The sequence below is a fragment of the Kitasatospora sp. NPDC001527 genome, assembly GCF_040298605.1.
Classification (GTDB): Bacteria; Actinomycetota; Actinomycetes; order Streptomycetales; family Streptomycetaceae; genus Kitasatospora.
On record NZ_JBEPAM010000032.1, the window covers coordinates 17,899 to 41,331 of the forward strand.

Here is a 23,433-nt window from a genome sequence, read left to right on the forward strand (position 1 = left end):
GTCGGCCCGGGGCTCCCGCGTCAGTACGTCCCGTACAGCGAGTAGCGGAACGCGTCCTTCACCGCCGGGCCGAAGTCCGCCGGCCACGTCCCGAACGGCACCACGGTGTTGCTGTACGCGCCCTGCCCGACGGCACCCGTCGAGTAGTTCATGTTGTTGACCGCGGAGCTCGTCCCGTTGCTGTTGTAGACGAACCAGTACGAGGTGCCGGCGCTCAGCGTGAGGTCCACCGGCAGCGAGTTCCACGCGTTGGCGGTCAGCGTGCCGGTCCCGGTGCGGGCGACCAGCGACCCGGGCGAGCCGCCCGCGTCCGTGTAGACGGCCAGCTGGTACTGGTCGTTCGGCCCCGCGCCGACCGGCCCGACGTGCACGCTCAGCGCGGTGAGCCGCACCGGTTCGGCGCCGGTCGTCACCCGGCTGCCGTTCAGGTGGTTGGAGTCGGTGTCGTCGATCAGCGAGCCGACCGTGGCGTTGCCGATCCTGCGCGGCTCCGCTCCCCCGGTGGTGAACGCGAACGCGTAGGGCCCCGCCAGCGCGTTCCCGGCGAGGTCCCGGACGCCCTGGACGGTCGCGGTGTACCCGGTGGTCAGCGCCAGCGGGGCGGCGGGGGTGAACACCACGCCGCTCGCGGCCGCGTCGTGGGCGACCGTCCCCGCGACGGCCGCGCCGCCCGCCGAGGGCCGCAGGGTGACCGAGGCGCCGGTCACGCTCGCCGGGTCCAGCGGCTCGCCGAAGGAGAACCGCACCGCCGTCCCCGGCGCCACCCCCTCCGCACCGCCGGCCGGGGTGGTGCCGATCACCGTCGGCGCGGTGGAGTCGTGGCCGTACTCGGCCGTGTAGGAACCCACCGCGCCGTCGAAGAACGCGTACGCCACGCCCTTGACCGTCTCGATCCGGTACGGCACCGGCCGGCCCCCGGAGGTGATGCCGGTGAGCGTGCCGGAGGCCGCGTCGAACGGCAGCATGGCGCGCAGCCCGGTGGCCCCGCCGGTGATGTCGAAGGTCAGCGAGCCCCCGCCCGACCCGCCCGGGTGCCAGGAGAGCCCGGAGTACGCCGAGCCGTTGCGCCCGTCCAGCCAGGTGAGCATCTGCCGGCCGGACACCACCGGCACGCCCCGTGCCTTGGCGGCGGCGACGACCGCGTCCGAGGCGGCGGAGGCCGCGAAGTCGGTGTGGAGGTTGGCGGTCAGCGCCGCGTAGTAGCCCTGGGAGCCGTACGCGGCGTCGAGCAGGGTGGTGACGGTGTCCGGGTACGTCTGGCCGGACTCGTCGGTGAGCTGGGTGGTGGCCTGGTACTCGTCGATCACACTGCCGTCGGTGTCCGCGAAGCGCATGATCTGGGCCGTGCCGTTGAAGTAACCGGGCCGGTCCTGGGTGAAGTTCGACGGGTAGAAGTAGTAGTCGGTGTCCAGCCGGATCCCGTTGGCCAGCTTGGTCTTCGCCTGGGTGGCCCAGTCGTCCCACTCCACGCAGTGCGTCCGGCTGCTCGACGGGTTCGGCAGGTTCGGGTACTTGGCCCGCCAGGCGGCCAGCTGGTCGCGGTAGCGGCCCTGCAGCGCCGAGGTGCTGCCCCAGGGGCGGCAGTCGGTGGTGACGTGCACGCCGATCTCGAAGCCCTGGTCGCTGTACGCCTTGGCCTGGGCCGGGGTGAGCGGGTCGTCCGTGTAGACGTACGAGGAGCCCCGGACGCACTCCCAGTTGGCGACGGAGCAGCCCGGCGGGCTCTGCGCGAGGTAGCCGTCCCAGCGGCCGGCCGTGCCGCCGACGCCGTGGTCGTCGCCGGTCATCACCACGACGGCCTTGACGTCGCGCGGGAAGTACCAGAACCGGGGCAGCGGCTTGTCGTGGGAGGCCAGCTGGGTGAGCAGGTTGGCGAGCAGCCGCTGCTGCTCGTCGGCGATCGGGATCAGCGCCTTGTCGAGGTCGTTCCAGTCCGGCTGGCCGCCCGTGCCGAAGAACATCTCGCTGGCCTGGTAGCCGTCGACGCCGTCGCGCTGCTGGCCGGCCCAGGCGGGGTTGCCCTGGCGGGTCAGCACCACCGACCTGGCCAGGTCGTAGCTGAACGCGGCGGCCCGGCCGCTGCCGGCCGCGCGCAGGGTGACGGCCGGGTTGGCGGTCGCGGTCGCCGCGTCCTCGTAGAGGGTGGCGACGGCGGTGGCCCCGTTCAGCGTGTAGAGGTCGGCGGCGCCGTGGTAGCCCATGGTCTCGCCGGTGATCCCCGCGCCGGGCGCGGCGCCGGTGTTCACCCTGAGGTAGGCGTCGGCGCGGGTGCCGGCCGCCGGGGTGAGTCCGAACAGCGGCGCGAGCTGCTTGTCCGGGCGCATCGCCACCAGCCGGCCGCCGCCGTTGGTCCAGCTGCCGAACAGGTTCGCCTGGGCGGCGGTGAGCGGCATCTCGCCGAGCAGCACCACGTCGGCGGAGGCCAGCACCGCCGCGGTGACGGCCGAGATGTCCACCTGGCGGTAGGCGTTCAGGCCCTCCGCCTTGAGGATCTCCGCCAGGTAGCGGGTGTACGGGTTGGCCTGGCTGGTGACCAGCAGGATCGGGCCCTCCGCGCCCGGTCCGGCGCCCGGGGCCGGGGCCGGCGGGGCCACCTCGGCGGTGTACGTGGCGTGGATCGAGAAGCTCACGGCGGCGGTGGTGACCGCGCCCGCGGTGGCCGGCCAACTGCCGAACGCCTGACCGCCGTTGTAGGCGCTGGTGCCGCCCGGGCGGTAGCGCAGGTTGTTGACGGCCGGGCCGGAGCCGTTGGTGTTGTAGGCCAGCCAGTAGGGGGTGTCGGCGGCCAGGGTGGCCGCCACCGGGACGCTGTTCCAGCCCGGCCCGGTGAGGGTCGCGGTGTCACTGCTCGCCAGCAGGGCCCCCGGGCTGCCGCCGTTGTCCCGGTAGATCGCCGTCTGGAACCGGTTGTTCGGCGCGGCGTCCACGCTGTCCACGTACACCGAGATGCTGCTGACCGTGCCGCCGGACGAACCGGTCACGTAGCGCGAGGCGTTGAGGTGGTGGGAGTCCGCGGAGTCGGTGGCGGTGCCGGGCTCGGTGCTGCCCAGGGTCGCCGTGGCGGCCGCCGCCGGGGGCGCGCCCGGCCCGCCGGCCAGCGCCGCCGCCGCGGCGAGGGCCGCCAGCAGGCCCACGGCCCGCCGCCACCACCCCCGGCCGCCCCTGCCCTCGCTCGTACCCGCCCGTGCGGGTGTGCCGGTGTCCGTGTCCGCCATGACCGCCCCCCCTGTGCCGTCTCGGCCAACTCCCCCCAACGGTGTACCGGTTGGCCGCCGACCCTGTCCACGGAACCGCCGCATTCGCCGCCGAACGGCGTGAACCCCGACGTTCCCCCGGCAAAAGCCACCCCGGCTCCCGGCCGGACCGGGCTCACCCCTTGACCGGGCTCACCCCTTGACCGAACCCGCCAGCAGGCCTCGCACGAAGTACCGCTGGAGCGCGAAGAACACCCCCAGCGGGATCACGATCGACAGGAACGCCCCCGCCGTGAGCAGTTCCCACCGCCCGCCGAAGGAGCCGGAGAGCTGAGCCAGCCGGACCGTCATCGGCGCCACCTCCGGTGTGCCGCCGGCGAAGGTGAGCGCCACCAGCAGGTCGTTCCAGACCCAGAGGAACTGGAAGATCGCGAAGGAGGCCAGCGCGGGCGTGCAGAGCGGCAGCACGATGGACCGGAAGATCTTGAAGTGCGAGGCGCCGTCCACCACCGCCGCCTCCATGAGGTCGCGCGGCAGCTGGGCGATGAAGTTGTGCAGCAGGAAGATCGCCAGCGGCAGCGCGAACATGGTGTGCGCCAGCCAGACCGGCGCGTAGGTGCCCTTGAGGTCCAGCGCCGGCAGCAGGGTCAGCGAACCCAGGTGCGCCCCGCCCGAGAACAGCTGGAGCAGCGGGATCAGCGCCATCTGCAGCGGCACCACCTGGAGCGCGAAGACCACGAAGAACAGCGTGTCGCTGCCCCGGAACCGCACCCAGGCCAGGGCGTACGCGGCCATCGCCGCCAGCGCCAGCGGGAACAGGGTGGCCGGCACGCTGATCGCCAGCGAGTTCACCAGGAAGGGCATCAGACCGGTCGAGACGCCGGAGCCGCCCTCGAACAGCACCGTGTGGTAGTTGTCCAGGCCGAGGTCGGGGTGGAGCAGGGCGTTCCACCAGCCGTCGGCGGTGACGTCCTGCTTCGGGCGCAGCGAGGTGACCAGCAGCCCGACGGTGGGGAGGGTCCACAGCACCGTCACCGCGATCACGAAGACCGAGGCGAGCGGGGAGGAGAAGGCCTTCCGGACGGCGTTGCCGTCGCGCCGTACGCTCATCGGACCGCACGCTCCTTGCGCAGCTGGAGGATGTTGTAGGCCACCAGTGGCAGCACCGCGAGGAAGAGGATCACCGCCAGCGCGCTGCCCCGCCCGGTGTTGAACTGGACGAAGGACTGCGAGTACATCTCGTTGGCCAGCACCTGGGTGCCGAAGTTGCCGCCGGTCATGGTGCGGACGATGTCGAAGGCCTTCAGGGTGGTGATCATCACCGTGGTCAGCACCACCACCATCGTGGTGCGGATCATCGGCACGGTGACGTACCAGAACAGCCGCACGCCCCGGGCGCCGTCCAGCCGGGCCGCCTCGGTGACCTCGTCCGGGATCGCCTTGATGGCCGCCGAGAGGACGACCATCGCGAAGCCGGTCTGCACCCACACCATGACGGCCATCAGCAGGAAGGTGTTGAGCGGCTGGGAGAGCATCCAGTTCGGCGGATCGTCCCAGCCGAGCGCGATCGCCAGCTGGCTGAGCAGGCCGATCTGCTTCTGCGAGGGATCGCGCGACTCGTAGACGAACTTGAAGATGATCGAGGCGCCGACCAGCGAGATCGCCATCGGCATGAAGATCAGCGATTTGTAGAGCGCCTGGCCGCGCATCCGGTCCACCAGCAGGGCCAGGACGAGTCCCAGCCCGGTGGCCGCCAGCGGGGCGATCACCAGCCAGAGCAGGGTGTTGACCAGCACGTCGCGCACCGAGTCGCTGGTGAGCGCCCAGCCGAAGTTCTCGCCGCCGACGAAGCGGCTGCTGTCGTCGCTGTAGAGGCTCAGGTAGACCGTGCGGACCAGTGGAGCGACGAGGCCGACCAGCAGCAGCACCAGCGCCGGGCCGAGCAGCACCAGCACGGCCAGCGGGCGGGCGATCCGGCCGGAGGCGCGGCCGGCGACCAGGAAGACCAGCAACAGGATGCCGAGGAAGCCGGCGATCGCTCCGAAGCTGTTGCCGAACTTGACCATCGCGTCGCCCCAGGCGCCGGCGGAGAGGGACATGGCGGGACGTCCTTTCCCAACGGAGGGCGGAACGGGGAACCGGGACATGCGCAAGCGGTGCCTCCCCGCGCGCGGTGCGGAGCGGGTCGGCGAGGGGTGGGCGGTGCGGGTGGGTGGCCCCGCACCGCCCTTCGGCAGGTGGTCCTGCGGCGCGCCGCCGGCGCGACGGCGTGCGCCCTTACTGCGGCCAGGCGGCGTCGATGTCCGCGGCGGTCTTCTGGATCGACTGGCCCTCGGCGAACCAGGCGGTGAGCGACTTCCACTCCTGCCCGGCACCGACCGCGGCCGGCATCAGGTCCGACCCGTCGAACCGGAACGTCGCCGCCGGGTCGGTGAGCGCGTCGGCGGAGAGCCGGTCGATCTGATCGGTGTACAGGCTCTTGTCCACGCCCTGGTTGGCCGAAACCCAGCCGGTCGCGGTCCGCACCCGGCTGCTCGCCCAGTCGCTGCTGGACAGGTAGTTCTGCACCGCCTGCACCTCGGGCCGGCTCGCGAACGCGGTGAGGAACTCCCCGCCGCCCTCCACCGGGCTGGCCACCGACGGGTTCACCGCGGGCAACTGGAAGGCGAAGATGTCCCCCTCCGGGCCGATCTTGGTGTCCTTGGGCCACTGCGCCTTGTAGAAGGACGCCTGCTGGAGCATGAAGCACTTGCCGCTGAGGATCGGCGCGCCCGCGTCCTGGAAGGTCGTGGTGGCGATCGACTTCACGTCACCGTAACCGCCGTTCACCCAGGCCGGGTTCTGCATCCAGTCGGCGACCGTCTTCATCGCCGCGGCGATCTTCGGGTCGGAGAACTTCACCTGGTGGTTCACCCACTGGTCGTACACCTCACCGCCGTACGAGCCGAGGACCACCTCCTCCAGCCAGTCGGTGGCCGGCCAGCCGGTGGCCGTGCCGGAGGCGATGCCGCCGCACCAGGGCTTGCCGCCGCCCGCCTTGGCGATCCGGTCGCTGAGCGCCATCAGGTCGGCCCAGGTCTTGGGGGCGGCGTAGCCGGCCTGCTTGAACGCCTTGGGCGAGTACCAGACCAGGGACTTCATGTTGGCGCTCATCGGCGCGGCGTAGAAGGTGCCGTTGACCGAGCCGTAGGTCTTCCAGACCGGGCTCCACTTCTCCTGGTTGGCGACGGTCTGCGCCGGCGGCTTGGCCACCTTGCCGCTCTTGACCATCTGCGCCAGCAGGCCGGGCTGCGGAATGATCGCGAAGTCCGGGGCGTTGCCGCCGCTCACCCGCACCGGCAGCTGGGACTCGAAGTCGTTGCTGCCCTCGTAACTGATCTTGATGGCGGTGCACTTGCTGAACTCCGCCCAGGACTTCTCCAGGTTGTCCGACTCCGGACTGAGGATCGAGGCGAAGATCGTCACCGTCTTGCCGGCGTGCCCGGCGTACGGCTGGTACTTGGCGCAGTCCCCGGACAGGGTCTGGCCGGCGTCTCCCGAACCCCCCGAACTCCCGGAGCTGTCCGAACTGTTGGAGCAGGCCGCGGTCAGCGCCGCGGCGGCCAGCAGCGCCACCGCGGCGAGCGGGCGGCGTCTGCGCCGACGGGCGGCCTGTGGTGCGCGGGAAGCGGGCGGTACGGGCTCGGTCGTGGACGGCACGGTCGGGGTGGGAGTCAACGCGGTCCTCCTCGCCAGGGCGTGAGCGCTCGGCTGTACGACGGAACGACAATGCGCTGTACAGGAGTTGGACATTCGTCATGGACGCGGCGGCCGGCCGATCCAAAGACGTTAACGCAGCGGCCACCTGTCGCCAAGGTCCGGACCCGCCCTTCACTCCCGCGTGCCCCAGTTGTGACCCAGGACGCCGACGGCCCCGCCCGGAAGGACCGGACGGGGCCGAACGGGGGCCGGGCGACGACGGCTCCACTCTGCGAAGAAACGATTCTTCCTCAGAAGAGCCGGACCGGAATCTCCTTCAGCGCGTTCACCACCAGCGAGCCGCTCGGCCGCAGCTCCTCGTCCGGCACCGCGAGGGACAGCCCCGGGAACCGCTCGAACAGCGCCGGCAGCGCGATCCCCGCCTCCAGCCGGGCCAGCGGCGAGCCCGGGCAGACGTGCGGACCGTGGCCGAAGGACAGGTGCCGGATCGGATCCCGGGTGACGTCGAACAGCTCGGCGGTCACCCCGTGCTGCGCCGGGTCCCGGCCGATCGCGTTGTACGAGATCAGCACCGGCTCGCCCCGGGGGATCACCGCGTCCCCGACCGGCACGTCCTCGGCGGCGAAGCGGAACAGGAAGTTGCTGGTCGGCGGCGTCCAGCGGAGCGACTCCTCCACCACCGCGTCCCAGCCGACCTTCCCCTCCCGCACCAGCGCCAGCTGGTCCGGGTGGGAGAGCAGCGCCCGCACCGCGTTGCCGATCAGGTTCACCGTGGTCTCGTGGCCCGCCGCGATGATCACCCGCAGGGTGGCCGCCGCCTCGGCGTCGGTCAGCGCCCCGCCCTCCGCGTCGGCCAGCAGCAGCACGCTCGTCAGGTCGTCGCCGGGGGTCGCCCGGCGCCGCGCCACCAGGCCGTTGACGAAGGCGTTCAGCCCGGCGATGGTCGCCTGGATGCCCTCCGGGTTCGGCCGGGCGCCGAAGAACCGCTCGTAGAGGTCCCGCAGGTGGGCGTGCTCCGACTCGGGCACGCCCAGAAGCGAGCAGATCACCGTCATCGGCAGCGGGAAGGCGAAGGCGGACTTCAGGTCCACCACCGGCTCCCCCGCCGCCAGGCCGTCCAGCAGCCCGCCGGTGATCGCCGCGACCCGCGGGCGCATCAGCTCCACCTGGCGCGGGGTGAACGCGTGCGCCACCAGGGCGCGCAGCCGGCGGTGCTCGGCACCGTCGGTGGTCACCATGCTCGGGCCCGGCACCGCGAGGCCGATCAGCGGCCAGGTCGTCGGCACCTCGCCGCGCCGGTACGCCGCCCAGTGCCGGGCGTCCTTCACCAGCCGGGCATCGGTCAGCAGTTCACGGGCGGCCGCGTGCCGGGTCACCGCCCAGGCGGCGACACCGCCGGGCAGTTCCACCGGTACCACCGGGCCGGCGGCGCGTAGCAGCGCGCCCTCGGCGGCGTTGTCCCGCGCCAGCGGGTCGAGGGCGATCGGGGCAGGGGCGGTCATCGCTTGAGGATCTCCTTCGCTTCGGGGTCCAGGGGGGCTCGTCCTGCCGCGCTCGCGGGTCAGCCCGCGTACCCCGGGGTGAACGACACCGGCAGCGCCACCAACCCGCGCACCCAGGCCGACGGCCGCCACACCAGCGCGTGCTCGGCCACCGCCAGCCGCAGGTCCGGCAGCCGGTCCAGCAGCACCTCGACCGCCGTCGTCGCGATCACCTCGGCCGCCTCCTGGGCCGGGAACGGGCAGCCGTGCTCGCCGTACGAGTAGCTCAGGTACGCCCGGTTGCCCTCGGCCGGGCGCCCGTCCGGCCGGCGCACCGACGGGTCCGCGTTGGCGCCCGCGAAGCCCAGCAGCAGCATGTCCCCGGCGGCGATCCGCTGCCCGCCGAGCCGGGTGTCCCGCACCGCCCAGCGGCCGGCGAAGATCTGCGTCGGGGTGTCCTCCCAGAGCGCCTCGTTCAGCGCCTGGCTGATGCTGCGCCGCCCGCCGGACAGCGAGGCGGCGAACCGCTCGTCGGTCAGCATCAGCCGCAGCGCGTTGGAGACCCAGTACGAGGACGGCTGGTGACCGGCGATCAGCAGCACCCGCAGGTCCCGCATGACCTCCTCGTGGGTCAGGCCGGCCGGGTGCGCCAGCATCCGCGAGGCGATGTCGTCGCCCGGGTACCGGACCTTCTCCTCCACCAGCTCCAGCATCACCGCGAGCAGCCGCTGCGCGCCGGCCGGCGCGTCCGGACCGCCGTCCAGCATGGTCAGCAGGCTCTCGATGAGCACCGGCGCCCGTTCCTCGCTCAGCCCGAGCACCCGGCAGAGCACCAGCAGCGGCAGCCGGTGCGCGTACTCCGCGACCAGGTCCGCCTCGCCGCGGCCGGCGAACCCGTCGATCAGCCGGTCGGCCAGTTCCTCGCAGTGCTTGCGCAGCTCGTACGGGTCCACGGCGGCCAGCGCGTCGGTGACCGCCTTCGAGCGCCGGACGTGCTCCTCGCCCTCGGTGTAGAGGATCGACGGCACCGGGGCCATCATCGGCTTCAGCGGCCAGTCCTCCGGGATCGCCGACCAGCCCGTCCAGCGGGCGGAGTCCCGGCCGAACAGCTGCGGCTGACCGGTCACCAGCTGGAGTTCGCGGTAGCCGATCACCAGCCAGGCCGGCACGCCGCCGGCCAGCTCGACCGGGGCGACCGGGCCGTGGGCGGCCCGCATCTCGCGGTAGACCTGGGAGGGGTCGGTCTGGAAGCGCGGCCCGTACAGCGGGACGGCACCGGCGTGCGCCGGGCAGCCCGGCGGCGGGGTGGCGGCGGGCTCGGTCACGGGGTGCTCTCCTCAAGGACGTCACGGACGGGGTCGGCCGCGCCGGCGGCGGGGGCGCCCGCCGCCCCGGCCTCGACCCGGGCGGTCAGATGGCGGACCAGCTCGATCAGCACCCGCTTGCCGGACGCCCGGTCGCGGGCGTCGCAGTCCAGCAGCGGCACCCCGGGCGACAGGTCGAGCGCCTCGCGGACCTGCGCCAGGGTGTGGGTCGGCTCGCCGAAGTTGTTGCGGGCGACGACGAACGGGGTGCCGTGGTGCTCCAGCCGGTCGATGGCGTACCAGGAGTCCTCCAGCCGCCGGGTGTCCACCAGCACGACCGCGCCCAGGGCGCCGGTGAACAGCCGGTCCCAGAGGAACCAGAACCGCTCCTGTCCCGGCGCGCCGAACAGGTACAGCACCTGGCTGGCGGAGAGGGTGATCCGGCCGAAGTCGAAGGCCACCGTGGTCGACCGCTTGCCCCAGGCGCCGGCGGGGTCGTCGATCCCCTCACCGGCCCTGGTCATGATCTCCTCGGTGTTCAGCGGACGGATCTCGCTGACCGCGCCGACCAGGGTGGTCTTGCCCACGCCGAAACCGCCGACCACGACGATCTTCAGCGCGTTGTCGGCGGTGCGGCGCAGCGGCGTGCGCCCGGTCCCCGGCACGTCCCGGCCCTCAGAGCTGTTGGAGTCCATGCAGTACCTGCTTCAGCGTGTCGAGATCGGGCAGCCGGGCCCTGGTCGGTGCGAACCGGGGGTGGCGGGCGGTGATCGACCCGGCCTCCAGCAGGTCGCCGAGGAGGATCTTCACCACCGACACCGGCAGCGCCAGCTCCGCGGCGAGCTCCACCACGGCGGTCGGCGCCTCGCACATCCGCAGGATGCGCGCGTGCTCCGACTGCATGCCCGACGCCGGCGCCTGCTCGGCGACGATCAGCGTGACCAGGTCGAAGGCGTTCTCCGGGGCCCGGCTGCGGCCCCTGGTGATGGTGTACAGGCGGTCCGGGTCGTCGTCCCGGCCCGGCACGACCGGACGCCCGTCGGTGTTCCCCCCGCCCCCGCTCATGCCCGGGCGCTCCCGTCGGCGGCCGGGGCCCCGGCGCCCGCGCCGTCCTCCCGGGCCGGGGCGCTGAGGTGGACGCCGATCTGCTCGATCAGCCCGTGCATGTTGTGGCCGACCACGCCCACGTCGGCGTCCTCGTCGGTGACCACGGCGAGGTGGGCGCCCTCGCCGGCCGCGACGATGCACAGCACGCCGCCGTGGAACTCGGTCATCGACTGCCGCACCCCGCCGGTGCCGTCGCCGAACTCGATGGAGGCGCCGTGCGCCAGGCTCTGCAGGCCGGAGGCGATGGCGGCGAGCTGGTCGGCCCGGTCGTTGCCGAGGCCGGCGGTGTGGCAGAGCTTGAGGCCGTCGGCGGAGAGCACCAGGGCGTGCCGGGTGCCGGGCGTGTTGGTCAGCAGGTTCTCCAACAGCCAGTCGAGGTCGCGGTCGGTGGCACTGCTCATCGGGAGTCCTTCTCGGTGACGGGGGATACGTCGGACGCGGGGTCGGTGGCGGACCGGGTGCCCGGGGTGTCCTCGGCCGGGGCGGTGTCCCCGGCCGGCGGACGGTCCGCGGCCGGCCGGGCGGCCCGGCGGAAGGCGCCGAACCGGGCGGCGGCGTCCGCCGCGCCGGGGCGGGCGGGCCGCTCGGCCGGGGCTGCCGCGGGGGCGGCCGAGCCGAGCGTCTGACCGCGGCGGCGCTGCGGCAGTCCGCTGTCCGTCACCGGCGCGGCGGGAACGGCGGACGCCGGACGGGCGGGGGTGAGCGCGGGGCGCGCGGCGCCCGGGACGGGCCGGGCGGTCCGCTCGGCGGGTGCGGAAACGGCCGCCGGGTCGGGCGCGGGGTGGGTGATCAGCTGCTGCGGGATCAGCATCACCACGCCGGTACCGCCGCGCGCCGAGGGCCGGAAGGAGATCTGCAGCCCGTGCTTGCGGGCCAGCACGCCGACCACCGCGAGGCCGATCCGGGTGCCCGCCGACAGCGTGGTGAGGTCCAGCGGCTCGGCCGAGACGGCCCGTTCGGCGCGGCGCAGCCAGCTGTCGCTCAGGCCCAGGCCGCTGTCCTCGACGGTGATCGCCAGACCGGCCGGCACCTCCTCGACGTAGACGTGCACCTCGGCCGGCGGGGCGGAGAAGGTGGCCGCGTTGTCCAGCAGTTCGGCCAGCGCGTGCATCACGCCCTCGGCGGCGAACCCGGCCACCGCGGCGGTGCTCGCGCTGTGCAGCCGCACCCGCTGGTAGGCCCCGATCCGGCCGAGCGCGCCGCGCAGCACCGACTCCACCGGGATCGGCTTGCCCCAGCGCCGGCCGGAGCGGGCGCCGGTGAGCACCGCGATGCTGTCGGCCATCCGGCCGGCCTGGGCGGTGGAGTGGTCCAGGCTCAGCAGATCGCCGAGGACCTCCTCGTCGTGCCGGTGCTGCATCTCGCGCAGCTCCGCGTGCATGCTCGTGGCGAGCGCCTGGACCCGGCCGGCGGCGGTCGCGCAGACCGCCAGCGCGGCGGCCCGCAGCTTCTCGCCGCGGCCGATCTCCTCGGCGACGGCGCGCAGCAGCGCGCGCTGGGGGTGCTCGCGGTGGGCGGCCAGCGCGCCGTCCACGGTCGCGCCGCCGCGCAGCCGCTTCACCAGCTCGGGCAGCACCTCGTCGGCCAGCCGGTCCAGGGCGGCCCGCTCGGCGCGCTCCGCCTCGGCCTCCGCCCGGGCCCGGGCCGCCTCCGCACGGGCGGCGGTGACCTCCTCCTCGGCGCGCCCGAGCGCGGTGCGCGCCTCGTCCCGCTCGGCCTCCGCGGCGGCGGCCCGCGCCTTGGCGGCCGTCTCGGCCTGCTTGGCCGCGCCGGCGACGACCAGCGCCGTCATGGCCTCCTCGTCGTTCCCGGCCAGCTCGGTCTCCAGCCGCCGGGCCCGCTCGGTGGCGCTCCCGGCCTGCCAGACGGCGATCAGCCAGAGCGCCGTGACCGCCGCCACGGCGCCCGCGGTCAGCGGCTGGCCGGCGTCGATCGCCCGCGTGACCCCGACCGGCCCGGCCACCGCCGCCAGCAGGGCGGCCGCCGCCGTCAGGGCCTTGGTGCGCACATCGGGTCGACGGCGCGGCCCGCCGTCGGGGCTGGTGGGTCCTGTCATCGGTGCGGTGTCCTCGGCAGAAGTCGGGCGAATGCGCGACCGCCCGGCCGACGTCGTGGAACGTCTCCGGGCGGTGTTTCGGTTCACGCAGTCGGCCGATCATATCCATTCAGACGGTGCTCTCAACCGACAAGTTGACGGTCAGTCTCCTCCCGCAACGCTCCGTATACCACTTCACCCCGTTCCCGGCACCCCGCCGCCACCCTCGGTCACCCCGCACGCGAAAGGCGGGGCGAGGACGTCGTGTCCTCGCCCCGCCTTCAGCGGTGGCTCACCTCATCCGCGAAGTGCGGGCCGTGCTCAGCTGCAGCCGCTGGTGGAGCCGCAGCCCTCGCAGAGGTAGCAGCTGCCGGCGCGGCGCATCTTGGTGCCGCAGGAGAAGCAGAGCGGCGCGTCGGCGTTCAGGCCCAGCTGGATCTCGATCAGCTCGGTCGAGTTGTGGGCCTGGGCCGGGGTGGCCTTCGGGGCCGGGGCCGGGACGGCGGCCGGCCTGGCCGGCGCGACCGGGGCGGACTGGGCGAGCGTCTCGGTGTCCAGCTCCTCCTCGGCCTCCAGCGGCTCGTAGGAGCCGGTCTCCAGGTGGCGCTGGCGCTCCTCGACGGAGTGGATGCCGAGCGCCGAGCGGGTCTCGAACGGCAGGAAGTCCAGCGCCAGGCGGCGGAAGATGTAGTCGACGATCGACTGCGCCATCCGCACGTCCGGGTCGTCGGTCAGACCGGCCGGCTCGAAGCGCATGTTGGTGAACTTCGCGACGTAGGTCTCCAGCGGCACGCCGTACTGGAGGCCGACCGAGACGGCGATGGAGAAGGCGTCCATCATGCCCGCGAGGGTCGAGCCCTGCTTGGACATCTTCAGGAAGACCTCGCCGAGGCCGTCGTCCGGGTAGGAGTTGGCGGTCATGTAGCCCTCGGCGCCACCGACCGTGAAGGAGGTGGTGATGCCCGGACGGCCCTTGGGCAGGCGCTTGCGGACCGGGCGGTACTCGACGACCTTCTCGACCGCGGCCGGGGCCTCGTCGGCCTTCTTCTCCTCGTCCTTCTTCTTGGCCGAGAGCGGCTGGCCGACCTTCGAGTTCTCGCGGTAGATGGCGAGCGCCTTGACGCCCGTCTTCCACGCCTCGAAGTAGATCTCCTCGACGTCCTCGACGGTCGCGGAGGCCGGCATGTTCACCGTCTTGGAGATGGCGCCGGAGATCCACGGCTGGATCGCGGCCATCATCCGGACGTGGCCCATCGGGGAGATGGAGCGCTCGCCCATGGCGCAGTCGAAGACCTCGTAGTGCTCGGCCCTCAGGCCCGGCGCGTCGACCACGTTGCCGTGCTCGGCGATGTGGGCGACGACCGCCTCGATCTGCTCGTCCTGGTAGCCGAGACGCTTCAGGGCGCGCGGGACGGTGCCGTTGACGATCTGCATCGAGCCGCCGCCGACCAGCTTCTTGAACTTGACCAGCGCCAGGTCCGGCTCCACGCCGGTGGTGTCGCAGTCCATCATCAGGCCGATGGTGCCGGTCGGGGCGAGCACCGACGCCTGGGCGTTGCGGAAGCCGTTCTGCGCGCCCACCCGGAGCACGTCGTTCCAGGCCTCGGTGGCCGCGGCCCAGACCGGGGCGTCCAGGTCGTCGAAGGAGACGGCGGCCCTGGAGGCGTCCGCGTGCTGCTTCATGACCCGCTGGTGCGGGGCGGCGTTGCGGGCGTAGCCGTCGTACGGGCCGACCACGCCGGCGAGCTCGGCACCGCGGCGGTAGGCGGTGCCGGTCATCAGCGAGGTGATGGCGCCGGCCAGGGCGCGGCCGCCCTCGCTGTCGTAGGCGTGGCCGGTGGCCATCAGCAGGGCGCCGAGGTTGGCGTAGCCGATGCCCAGCTGGCGGTAGGCGCGGGTGGTCTCGCCGATCTTCTGGGTCGGGAAGTCCGCGAAGCAGATGGAGATGTCCATCGCGGTGATGACCAGCTCGACGACCTTGGCGAAGGTCTCGGCGTCGAAGGAGTCGTCGTCGCGGAGGAACTTCATCAGGTTGAGCGAGGCGAGGTTGCAGCTGGAGTTGTCCAGGTGCATGTACTCGGAGCAGGGGTTGGACGCGTTGATCCGGCCGGACTCCGGGCAGGTGTGCCAGTGGTTGATGACCGAGTCGTACTGGATGCCGGGGTCGGCGCAGGCCCAGGCGGCCTCGGCCATCTTGCGGAAGAGCTTCTTCGCGTCGACGGTCTCGATGACCTCGCCGGTCATCCGGGCGCGCAGGCCGAATTCGGTGCCGTTCTCGACGGCGGTCATGAATTCGTCGCTGACCCGGACCGAGTTGTTGGCGTTCTGGTACTGGACGGAGGTGATGTCGTCCCCGCCGAGGTCCATGTCGAAGCCCGCGTCGCGCAGGGCGCGGATCTTCTCCTCCTCCTTCACCTTGGTCTCGATGAAGGCCTCGACGTCCGGGTGGTCGACGTCGAGGACGACCATCTTCGCCGCGCGGCGGGTGGCGCCGCCGGACTTGATGGTGCCGGCCGAGGCGTCGGCGCCGCGCATGAAGGAGACCGGACCGGAGGCGTTGCCGCCGGAGGACAGCAGCTCCTTGCTGGAACGGATCCGGGAGAGGTTCAGGCCGGCGCCGGAGCCGCCCTTGAAGATCATGCCCTCTTCCTTGTACCAGTCGAGGATCGACTCCATGGAGTCGTCGACGGCCAGGATGAAGCAGGCGGAGACCTGCTGGGGCTGCTTGGTGCCGACGTTGAACCAGACCGGCGAGTTGAAGCTGAACACCTGGTGGAGGAGGGCGTGGGTCAGCTCGTGCTCGAACACCTCGGCGTCGTCCGCGGTCGCGAAGTAGCCGTTCTTCTCACCGGCGGCGCGGTAGGTGAGCACCACGCGGTCGATGATCTGCTTGAGGCTCCACTCGCGCTGCGGGGTGCCGACGGCGCCGCGGAAGTACTTGGACGTGACGATGTTGACGGCGTTCACCGACCAGAAGTCGGGGAACTCGACGCCGCGCTGCTCGAAGTTGATCGAACCGTCGCGCCAGTTGGTCATGACGACGTCGCGCCGCTCCCAGCGGACCTCGTCGTAAGGGTGCACGCCAGGAGTGGTGTAGATGCGCCCGATCTTCAGGCCGCCCTTGGGGGCCTTGCCGGCGCCGCCCTTGGCCGCGGCCTTCTCGGACTTCGACCCGCGTGCGGAACCGCTCGTGGTGTCTGTCACTTCTGTTCCTCCTCCTGGTTGGGCAAACGCCCGAAGTGCCCTGAAAAGTCCGGGCACGGCTGGTTCGCTCTTCCGGTGTGCGGGCAGGCGGGAGTCCTCGCCGGCCACGCACGGTTTGTCATGGTCTGTGCGCCGTTTTCGGGCACACGTCGGCCCTTGCGGGGGCCGTGGGTGCTGCCGACCCCGGAAGGGGCCGGTGAAGGGGCCGGGCCGGTTAGGGCGCGGCGGCGGCGACGGACACGGGGGTGCCGTCCGCCTCGGGGGCGGGCCGCTCGGCGCGGAGTTCCGCGATGGCGGCCTCGAAGTCCTCCAGCCCGTCGTACGCCTGGTAGACGCTGGCGAAGCGCAGGTAGGCGACGACGTCGAGTTCCTTCAACGGGCCGAGTATGGCCAGCCCGACGTCATGGGTGGTGAGCTCGGCGTTGCCGGTGGCCCGCACGCACTCCTCGACCCGCTGGCCGAGCTGGGCGAGGGCGTCCTCGGTGACCGGGCGGCCCTGGCAGGCCTTGCGGACGCCGGAGATGACCTTCTCCCGGGAGAACGGCTCGGTGACGCCGCTGCGCTTGATGACCATCAGGGCGGCCGTCTCCACCGTGGTGAAGCGGCGGCCGCAGTCCGGGCACTGCCGACGACGGCGGATGCAGCTGCCGTCCTCGGTGGTCCGGCTGTCGACGACGCGGCTGTCGGAGTGCCGGCAGAAGGGGCAGTGCACCTGAGGATCCCTCCCTGGCAGGACGTGCGGACTGGTCGAGTCTATGCGATCCGGGGGCGCTGGTAGCAACCCGATCTTGAGGCCTCGACCACAAGTACTGGGCCACGGAGAGGACTCTAACCACTACATCTAGGTTCGTGGCGGAAGCGGAGGCGCGGGCGTGTCGGCGCGGACTAGGATTCCCGGGTCACCTTCGGATCGAACATTTAATCGATGTACAACAAAGCCTTGATCGAGTCAGCCAACTCCCGAATAATTCACTCGAACGTGTGTTTGGCGCAACCTTTCGATACGAGGTGCGTTGGGCTGGAAAAAGGAGAGGACAGCCGTCGAGAGGGGCCGCCGTGAACACCGTCGAAAGCAACACCATCCCGGTGCAGGAACACTCCCAGCTCAAGGTGGGGCAGCGCACCACGAATCAGCAGAGTGTGGACATCCCCATGGACCGTAGCGAAGACCACCGACCCCCGGGCCCGGGCTTTTCCGGCGTCGGCCGCGTTCCGGACCAGCCCATCGAGCATTCCCCCGCGCTGGACGACGCCCACCCCGCCCCGACCCGTTCGGCGCCGGGCCGCCCGCCCGGCATCCGCACCGACGAGGCCGGCCTCACCGAGCGCCAGCGCCGGGTGATCGAGGTCATCCGGGATTCGGTGCAGCGGCGCGGCTACCCGCCGTCCATGCGCGAGATCGGCCAGGCCGTCGGCCTGTCCAGCACCTCCTCGGTGGCCCACCAGCTGATGGCGCTGGAGCGCAAGGGCTTCCTGCGGCGGGACCCGCACCGCCCGCGCGCCTACGAGGTCCGCGGCGTCGAGGTGGCCCGGCCGAACACCGCCGAGACCGCCGGCCGCCCCTCCACCTCGTACGTGCCGCTGGTCGGCCGGATCGCCGCCGGCGGGCCGATCCTGGCCGAGCAGACGGTGGAGGACGTCTTCCCGCTGCCGCGCCAGCTGGTCGGCGAGGGCGAGCTGTTCGCGCTCACCGTGCGCGGCGACTCGATGATCGAGGCGGCGATCTGCGACGGCGACTGGGTCACCGTCCGCCGCCAGCCGGTCGCCGAGAACGGCGACATCGTGGCCGCGATGATCGACGGCGAGGCCACCGTCAAGCGCCTCAAGCGCGAGGACGGCAGGATCTGGCTGATGCCGCACAACCCGGCCTACGAGCCGATCAACGGCGACAACGCGACCATCCTGGGCAAGGTCGTGGCGGTCCTCCGCCGGCTCTGACGCCCGCCCCGTCACCCGCTCCCCCATCCCCGGCACCCCCGGCGTCCGGCCCGCAGGAAGGGGCTCCCCGCACACCGCGCGGAGCCCCTCCGGCCTGCCCTCAGCCCCGCTTCACCACCGGCCGCACCGGCGCCGCCGAGGCGTCGATGGCCGCCAGCGAGCGACGCACCTGGTTGCGGTCGGTGGTGTACCAGAACTCCGGCATCGAGGAACGGAAGAAGCCGCCGTACCGCTTGGTCTCCACCCGCGGGTCGAGCACCGCCACCACGCCCCGGTCGTCCGCGGCGCGCACCAGCCGGCCCGCGCCCTGCGCCATCAGCAGCGCCGCGTGGGTCGCCGCGACGGCCATGAAGCCGTTCCCGCCGCGCTGTTCGACGTCCTTCTGCCGGGCGCTCATCAGCGGGTCGTCCGGACGCGGGAACGGGATCCGGTCCATCACCACCAGCTGGCAGGCCGACCCGGGCACGTCCACGCCCTGCCAGAGCGAGAGCGTGCCGAACAGACAGGTACTCGCGTCCGAGGCGAACTCGCGGATCAACTCGCCCAGGGTGTCCTCCCCCTGGAGCAGGATCCGCTGGTCCAGCCGCCCGCGCATCGCCTCGGCGGCCGCCTGGGCGCCGCGCATCGAGGAGAAGAGGCCGAGCGTACGCCCGCCCGCCGCGCCGATCAGCTCCTCCAGCTCGTCCAGCATGTCCGGCCGTTCGGGATCCCGCCCGGGATCGGCCAGGTGCCTGGCGACGTACAGGATGCCCTGCTTCGGGTACTTGAACGGCGAGCCGACGTCGATCCCCCGCCAGTGCGGCACCGGCTCGTCGCCGAAGCCCGCGCCCGCCGCCTCCGGGGTGTCGCCCGGGGTGCGGACGTCCGGCAGCCGGGTCTCGGAGGGCAGGCCGACCGAGGCGGCCACGCCGTTGAAGTCCCCGCCGAGCTTGAGGGTGGCCGAGGTGAGCACCACCGAGCGCTCCTTGTACAGCCCCTCGCGCAGCAGCCCGGAGACGCTCAGCGGGGCGACCCGCAGCGAGGCGGTGCCCAGCCCGTAGCGGTCGCTGCGCTCGATCCAGACCACGTCGTACTCGGAGTCCTGGAGCAGCCGGTCGGCCGTCTCGTGCAGCGCCTCGGCGGAGGCCATCGCCTGCTTGCGGACGGCGTCCTCGTCGCTGAGCCCCTTGTCCCTGGTCTCGCCGAGCGAGGTGATCACCTGGCGGGCGGCGTCCCGGATCGCGGTGACGGCGTACCCCAGGTACTCGGGCAGCTCCTCGACCCGGCCGGGCTGGGCGGTCTCCATCAGGCCGTGGTAGTTCTCGGCGGCGGCCTGCAGCGCGTCCACGGCCTTCTCGTTGGCGAGCCGCGCGGCCCGCTTGACCGCCCGGTTCACGGCGCCGACGGTCAGCTCGGCGGTGGCCGCCCCGGTGACCCGGTTGACCAGTTCGTGGGCCTCGTCGATGATCAGCAGCCCGTGCTCGGGCAGCACCGGCGCGCCCTCGATCGCGTCGATCGCGAGCATCGCGTGGTTGGTGACCACCACGTCGGCGAGCTTGGCCCGCTCGCGCGCCTTCTCCGCGAAGCACTCCTGCCCGTACGCGCAGCGGGTGGCGCCCAGGCACTCCTTGGAGGTGACCGAGAGCTGCGCCCAGGCGCGGTCGGAGACGCCGGGGGTCATGTCGTCCCGGTCGCCGGTCTCCGTCTCGTCCGCCCAGTCGCGCAGCCGCAGCACCTCCTGGCCGAGCTTGCCGGCCGGCCCGCCCATCGCCTCGACCGGGTCGAACAGGCCCTCGCCCTCCTCGCTCGGGGTGCCCTCGTTCGCCCGGTGCAGGCACAGGTAGTTGGAGCGGCCCTTGAGCATCGCGAACAGCGGGCGGCGCCGCAGCACCGGGTGCAGCGCCTCCACGGTGCGCGGCAAGTCCCGCTCGACGAGCTGGCGTTGGAGCGCCAGGGTGGCGGTGGCGACCACCACGCGGTCCCCGTGCGCGAGCGCCGGCACCAGGTAGGCGAGGGACTTTCCGGTGCCCGTGCCGGCCTGCACCAGCAGGTGCTCGCCGTGGTCGACGGCGTCGGCGACGGCCTCGGCCATCCGGAGCTGGCCGGGGCGCTCGACGCCGCCGACGGCCGCGACCGCGGCGTGCAGCAGCTCGGGGACGCGGGAGCGGGGGACGGCCTCGACCGGGGCGTCCGCGGCGCTCCCGGCCGGCTCGGCGTCCTCGGCGGGGAGCTGGGATTCGGAGTCGTTCGTCATGACCCTCCCACCCTACGGGGCGGGGGTGACAATCCGGTCCCGCCGACCGGGCGGCGGGACCGTCCCGTCGGCGGCGAGCGGGTTGGGCACGGTGCCGTGCCGGGCGGCGTGCGGGCGGTGCGGGCGGTCCCCGTAGCCGTCCAGCAACAGCCGGTTGCGGTTCAGGCAGAGCCGGTCGATCCGCGGCCGGAACAGGTCGAACAGCGCGAACCGGTCGGCGAGTTCCGGGAAGCGCGCCTGGTGGCGCAGCACCTCGGCGCGCAGCAGCGCCCAGAACCGCGCCTCGGCCAGGCCGGTCCGCGCCTCCAGCAGCGGCGCCAGGTAGCGGAACACGCCGATGAACAGCCCCGAGTGCAGGAACTGGCACAGGCCCTGCGGGTCCTCGCGCAGCAGCACCGCGTCCACCTCGGCGGGCAGGCCGCGCAGCTCGGGCAGGTCCTGGTCGCTGAGGTTGACGTCGTCGACGAAGTCCTTGACCGCCAGCCGGACCGGCACGTCCCGCTCGTCGAAGACCACGATGGCGTTCTCGCCGTGCGGGGAGAAGACCAGCCCGTACCGGTAGAGGAAGTGCAGCAGCGGCGGCAGCATCGCGGCGAACAGCCGGGCGGTCCACTCGGCGGGGGCGAGCCCGGAGCGGGCGATCAGCTCGGCGGCGAGCGACCGCCCGTCGGCGCCGGTCTGCAGCAGGGCGGCCAGGGTGCGGGCCCGCTCGCCCGGCTCCAGGGCGGGGCCGAGCGGCTCGCGCCAGATCGCGCCCAGCAGCTCCTTGTACTGGTACGGGGCCTCGGGCAGCTCGCGGTAGAGCGGGTGGTCGACGGTGACCGAGGCGATCTCGCCGAGCAGCACCACCCGGCACTCGTCGCGCAGGAACGGGTCGGCGTCGCGCAGCCCGTGGATCCAGGCGGTGACGGCGGGCGCGGCCAGCGTGCGCTCGGTGGGCAGGCCGCGCCAGACCAGGGTGTTGAGGATGGCCAGCGGCAGCTTGACCGTGCAGCGCTCCGGGCGGCTCTCGTTGAAGAACGAGCGGATCGACTGCTGGGGCAGCCGCAGGTCCCCGTCGGTGCCGAGCGGGACGATCTCGCCGGAGGCGACCCACGGGGCGAACAGCGGCAGCACGGTCTCGTCCCACTGCCAGGGGTGCACCGGCAGCAGCAGGTAGTCGTCGGCGGCGGCGCCGAGCGGGGCGCGCAGCGCCTCCGGGTCGTCCAGCTCGCGGTGGTACAGCTGGTCGGGGTCGGTGAGCCCGGCCACGCCCCGGTACGCGGCGAGCCGGCGGTGGACGGCGATCCAGGGCAGCGGGCGCGGGGTGCGGGCCTCGGGGGCCCAGCGGGCGGCGTCGGCGGCGGAGAAGCCGATCCGGCCCTTGTTGGGGACGATCCACGGGTGGCCGCCCTGCCGGCCCTCCAGCTCGGTGTGGCCGAGGTCGGCGAGCGCGGCGGCGGTGAGCCCGGTGGCGAGCAGGTGGGCGTCGGCGGTCAGCGTGGCGGTGAGTTCGCGCAGCAGGTGGCCGGTGGTCTCGCCGCGCAGGCCCAGGGCGTGCCGGGCGTGCAGGAGGAAGCGCAGCGGGTCGGGGCCCCCGGGCGCGTCGCAGGTGACCGAGCCGGGGTCGACGGACCAGCCGCCGTAGGCGCCGCGCCGGGCGGTGAAGCGGTACTCGGCCCCGGGCAGCCCGAGCGCGTACCCGTCGGCGGCGCCGGTCCCGACGGGGGTGACGAGCTCCTCGTAGGCGAACTCGCCGAGCATCTTGGCCAGCAGCGCGCGGCCGGCCCGCTGCCAGTTCCCGGCGGTGAGCTGCGGCGGCAGGTACAGCGGCGGTTCAGCGGCCGGCGGTTGCGGCACGGGTCGGCTCCTGGGGTCGGGGGAGGGCGGATGCGGGCGTGGCGGCGGGCGCCGGGGCGGGTGCGGGCGCGGACGGCGGCGCGAAGCCGGTCCAGGCGGTGCGCCCGGGCAGCCGGTGGACGGTCCGCCCGGCCACGGCGTTGAGGATCACCGCGGCGCGGTGGGCGCCGAGGCCCAGGTCGGGGGTGCCCACCCCGTGGGTGTGCAGCTCGCCGTTCTGCACGTACAGGCCGCCGGTGACCTCGGGCAGGGTGGCCACCCGGTGGTCGAGGTCGACCCGGTAGCGGCCGGCGGCGTCCCAGTCGACGAGGTGGGCGAGCGGTTCCAGGGCGGCCGGGCGGGCGGCCCGGTAGCCGGTGGCGAGCACCACGGCGTCGGTGCGCAGCACGTGCCCGGTGCCCGAGTCGGTGTGCCGGCAGTCGAGTTCGAATCCCCCGCAGGGCCCGGGGCGGGCGCCGGTGACGGCGGTGCCGGGGGTGATCTCGACCGGCGCGTCACCGACCGGCCGGCCGACGGTGCGCGCGTAGAGGTGGTCGTGGATCTCGGCCAGGGTCTCGGCGGAGGCGGCCTTGTGCAGCTGCCACTGGGCCTCGACCAGGGTGTCCCGCACGGGCCCGGGCAGGCCGTGGAAGTACCGGGTGTAGTCGGGGGTGAAGTGCTCCAGACCGAGCTTGGAGTACTCCATCGGTGCCAGGGCCCTGGTCCGGGTGAGCCAGCGCAGCCGCACGCCGTCGCCGTCGTGGCGGCGCAAGAGGTCGAGGAAGACCTCGGCGCCGGACTGCCCGCTGCCGACGACGGTGATGTCCCGGGCACCGGCCAGGTCCTCGCGCCGGTCCAGGTAGTCGGCGGAGTGGAAGACCCGCGGGTGGCCGCCGAGGGCGGCGAAGGCGGCGGGCCGCACCGGCAGCGTGCCGACGCCGAGCACCACGTTGCGCGCCTCGACCGTGCGCGCCCGCCCGCCGGGGTGCTCGCGCAGCTCGGCCCGGTAGCGGTCGCCGGCCCAGTGCAGCGCGGTGACCTCGGTGCCGAAGCGGCAGTTGGGGAGCCGCTCGGCGGCCCAGCGGCAGTAGTGGTCGTACTCGCGGCGGGTGAGCTGGAAGCGCTCGGTGAAGTAGAACGGGAAGAGCCGGTCCTGCTCGCGCAGGTGGTTGAGGAAGGACCACGGGCTGGTCGGGTCGACCAGCGAGACCAGGTCGGCGAGGAACGGCACCTGCATCCGCGCGCCCTCGACGAGCATGCCGGGGTGCCAGCGGAACTCCGGGCGGCGGTCGCAGAACAGGGTGCGCAGGCCTGGAACGGGATCGGCGAGCGCGGCGAGCGAGAGGTTGAACGGGCCGATGCCGACGCCGAGCAGGTCGTAGGGCCCGGGCGGGGGTGCTGGGGTGTCCATGAGGCGGGT

At 73.2% G+C, this 23,433-nt stretch carries 16 protein-coding genes; 1 reads left to right on the forward strand and 15 read right to left on the reverse strand.

What is annotated here, in order from left to right; genetic code table 11:
* Nucleotides 1–20: 20 nt before the first annotated feature.
* The 12 genes from ABT238_RS25385 to nrdR form a co-directional block, all read right to left on the reverse strand.
* Nucleotides 21–3,215, reverse strand: a complete 3,195-nt coding sequence (locus ABT238_RS25385; RefSeq protein ID WP_350792230.1) for an Ig-like domain-containing protein — start codon at nucleotides 3,213–3,215, stop codon at nucleotides 21–23.
* 171 nt (nucleotides 3,216–3,386) lie between these two features.
* Entirely contained in the window at nucleotides 3,387–4,304 is a 918-nt protein-coding gene (locus ABT238_RS25390) for a carbohydrate ABC transporter permease (protein WP_350569053.1), read from the reverse strand.
* Nucleotides 4,301–5,293, reverse strand: a complete 993-nt coding sequence (locus ABT238_RS25395) for a carbohydrate ABC transporter permease (RefSeq protein ID WP_350792255.1) — start codon at nucleotides 5,291–5,293, stop codon at nucleotides 4,301–4,303. The genes ABT238_RS25390 and ABT238_RS25395 overlap by 4 nt, the downstream gene beginning before the upstream one ends.
* 178 nt (nucleotides 5,294–5,471) lie before the next feature.
* On the reverse strand, nucleotides 5,472–6,911 hold the full coding sequence (locus ABT238_RS25400; RefSeq protein ID WP_350569057.1) for an ABC transporter substrate-binding protein: 1,440 nt from the start codon (nucleotides 6,909–6,911) through the stop codon (nucleotides 5,472–5,474).
* 272 nt (nucleotides 6,912–7,183) lie between these two features.
* Nucleotides 7,184–8,395: a cytochrome P450 family protein gene (locus tag ABT238_RS25405; protein ID WP_350792282.1), complete on the reverse strand. Its 1,212-nt coding sequence runs from the start codon at nucleotides 8,393–8,395 to the stop codon at nucleotides 7,184–7,186.
* 59 nt (nucleotides 8,396–8,454) lie between these two features.
* A complete protein-coding gene (locus tag ABT238_RS25410) occupies nucleotides 8,455–9,699 on the reverse strand; it encodes a cytochrome P450 (protein WP_350569060.1) in 1,245 nt (414 codons plus the stop codon).
* A complete protein-coding gene (locus tag ABT238_RS25415; RefSeq protein ID WP_350569061.1) occupies nucleotides 9,696–10,373 on the reverse strand; it encodes a GTP-binding protein in 678 nt (225 codons plus the stop codon). Before ABT238_RS25415 ends, ABT238_RS25410 begins: the two co-directional genes overlap by 4 nt.
* Nucleotides 10,354–10,743, reverse strand: a complete 390-nt coding sequence (locus tag ABT238_RS25420; protein ID WP_350569063.1) for a DUF742 domain-containing protein — start codon at nucleotides 10,741–10,743, stop codon at nucleotides 10,354–10,356. Before ABT238_RS25420 ends, ABT238_RS25415 begins: the two co-directional genes overlap by 20 nt.
* Nucleotides 10,740–11,186 carry a roadblock/LC7 domain-containing protein gene (locus ABT238_RS25425; protein ID WP_350569065.1) on the reverse strand — a complete coding sequence of 149 codons (447 nt, stop codon included), beginning with the start codon at nucleotides 11,184–11,186 and terminating at the stop codon, nucleotides 10,740–10,742. The genes ABT238_RS25420 and ABT238_RS25425 overlap by 4 nt, the downstream gene beginning before the upstream one ends.
* A complete protein-coding gene (locus ABT238_RS25430; protein WP_350569066.1) occupies nucleotides 11,183–12,841 on the reverse strand; it encodes a sensor histidine kinase in 1,659 nt (552 codons plus the stop codon). Before ABT238_RS25430 ends, ABT238_RS25425 begins: the two co-directional genes overlap by 4 nt.
* 300 nt (nucleotides 12,842–13,141) lie before the next feature.
* Nucleotides 13,142–16,024: a vitamin B12-dependent ribonucleotide reductase gene (locus ABT238_RS25435; protein WP_350569068.1), complete on the reverse strand. Its 2,883-nt coding sequence runs from the start codon at nucleotides 16,022–16,024 to the stop codon at nucleotides 13,142–13,144.
* A gap of 214 nt (nucleotides 16,025–16,238) precedes the next feature.
* Nucleotides 16,239–16,736, reverse strand: a complete 498-nt coding sequence (gene nrdR / locus ABT238_RS25440) for a transcriptional regulator NrdR (RefSeq protein ID WP_350569069.1) — start codon at nucleotides 16,734–16,736, stop codon at nucleotides 16,239–16,241.
* A 344-nt stretch (nucleotides 16,737–17,080) separates the two neighbouring features.
* Here nrdR and lexA point away from each other — a divergent pair, with 344 nt between their 5' ends.
* Nucleotides 17,081–17,962: a transcriptional repressor LexA gene (gene lexA, locus ABT238_RS25445; RefSeq protein WP_502891461.1), complete on the forward strand. Its 882-nt coding sequence runs from the start codon at nucleotides 17,081–17,083 to the stop codon at nucleotides 17,960–17,962.
* Nucleotides 17,963–18,062: 100 nt separating this feature from the next.
* Here the strand turns inward: lexA and ABT238_RS25450 are convergent, their stop codons facing one another.
* Genes ABT238_RS25450 through ABT238_RS25460 form a run of 3 tightly spaced genes read right to left on the reverse strand, consistent with a single transcriptional unit; the run spans nucleotide 18,063 to nucleotide 23,424 of the window.
* Complete coding sequence (locus ABT238_RS25450; RefSeq protein ID WP_350792377.1) at nucleotides 18,063–20,195, reverse strand: ATP-dependent DNA helicase; 2,133 nt, start codon at nucleotides 20,193–20,195, stop codon at nucleotides 18,063–18,065.
* Nucleotides 20,196–20,207: 12 nt separating this feature from the next.
* Nucleotides 20,208–22,034 (reverse strand): IucA/IucC family protein, encoded by a 1,827-nt coding sequence (locus tag ABT238_RS25455; RefSeq protein ID WP_350569072.1) that lies wholly within the window; start codon nucleotides 22,032–22,034, stop codon nucleotides 20,208–20,210.
* Nucleotides 22,012–23,424, reverse strand: coding sequence for a lysine N(6)-hydroxylase/L-ornithine N(5)-oxygenase family protein (locus ABT238_RS25460; protein WP_350569073.1), 1,413 nt, complete (start codon nucleotides 23,422–23,424; stop codon nucleotides 22,012–22,014). The genes ABT238_RS25455 and ABT238_RS25460 overlap by 23 nt, the downstream gene beginning before the upstream one ends.
* Nucleotides 23,425–23,433: the final 9 nt, after the last annotated feature.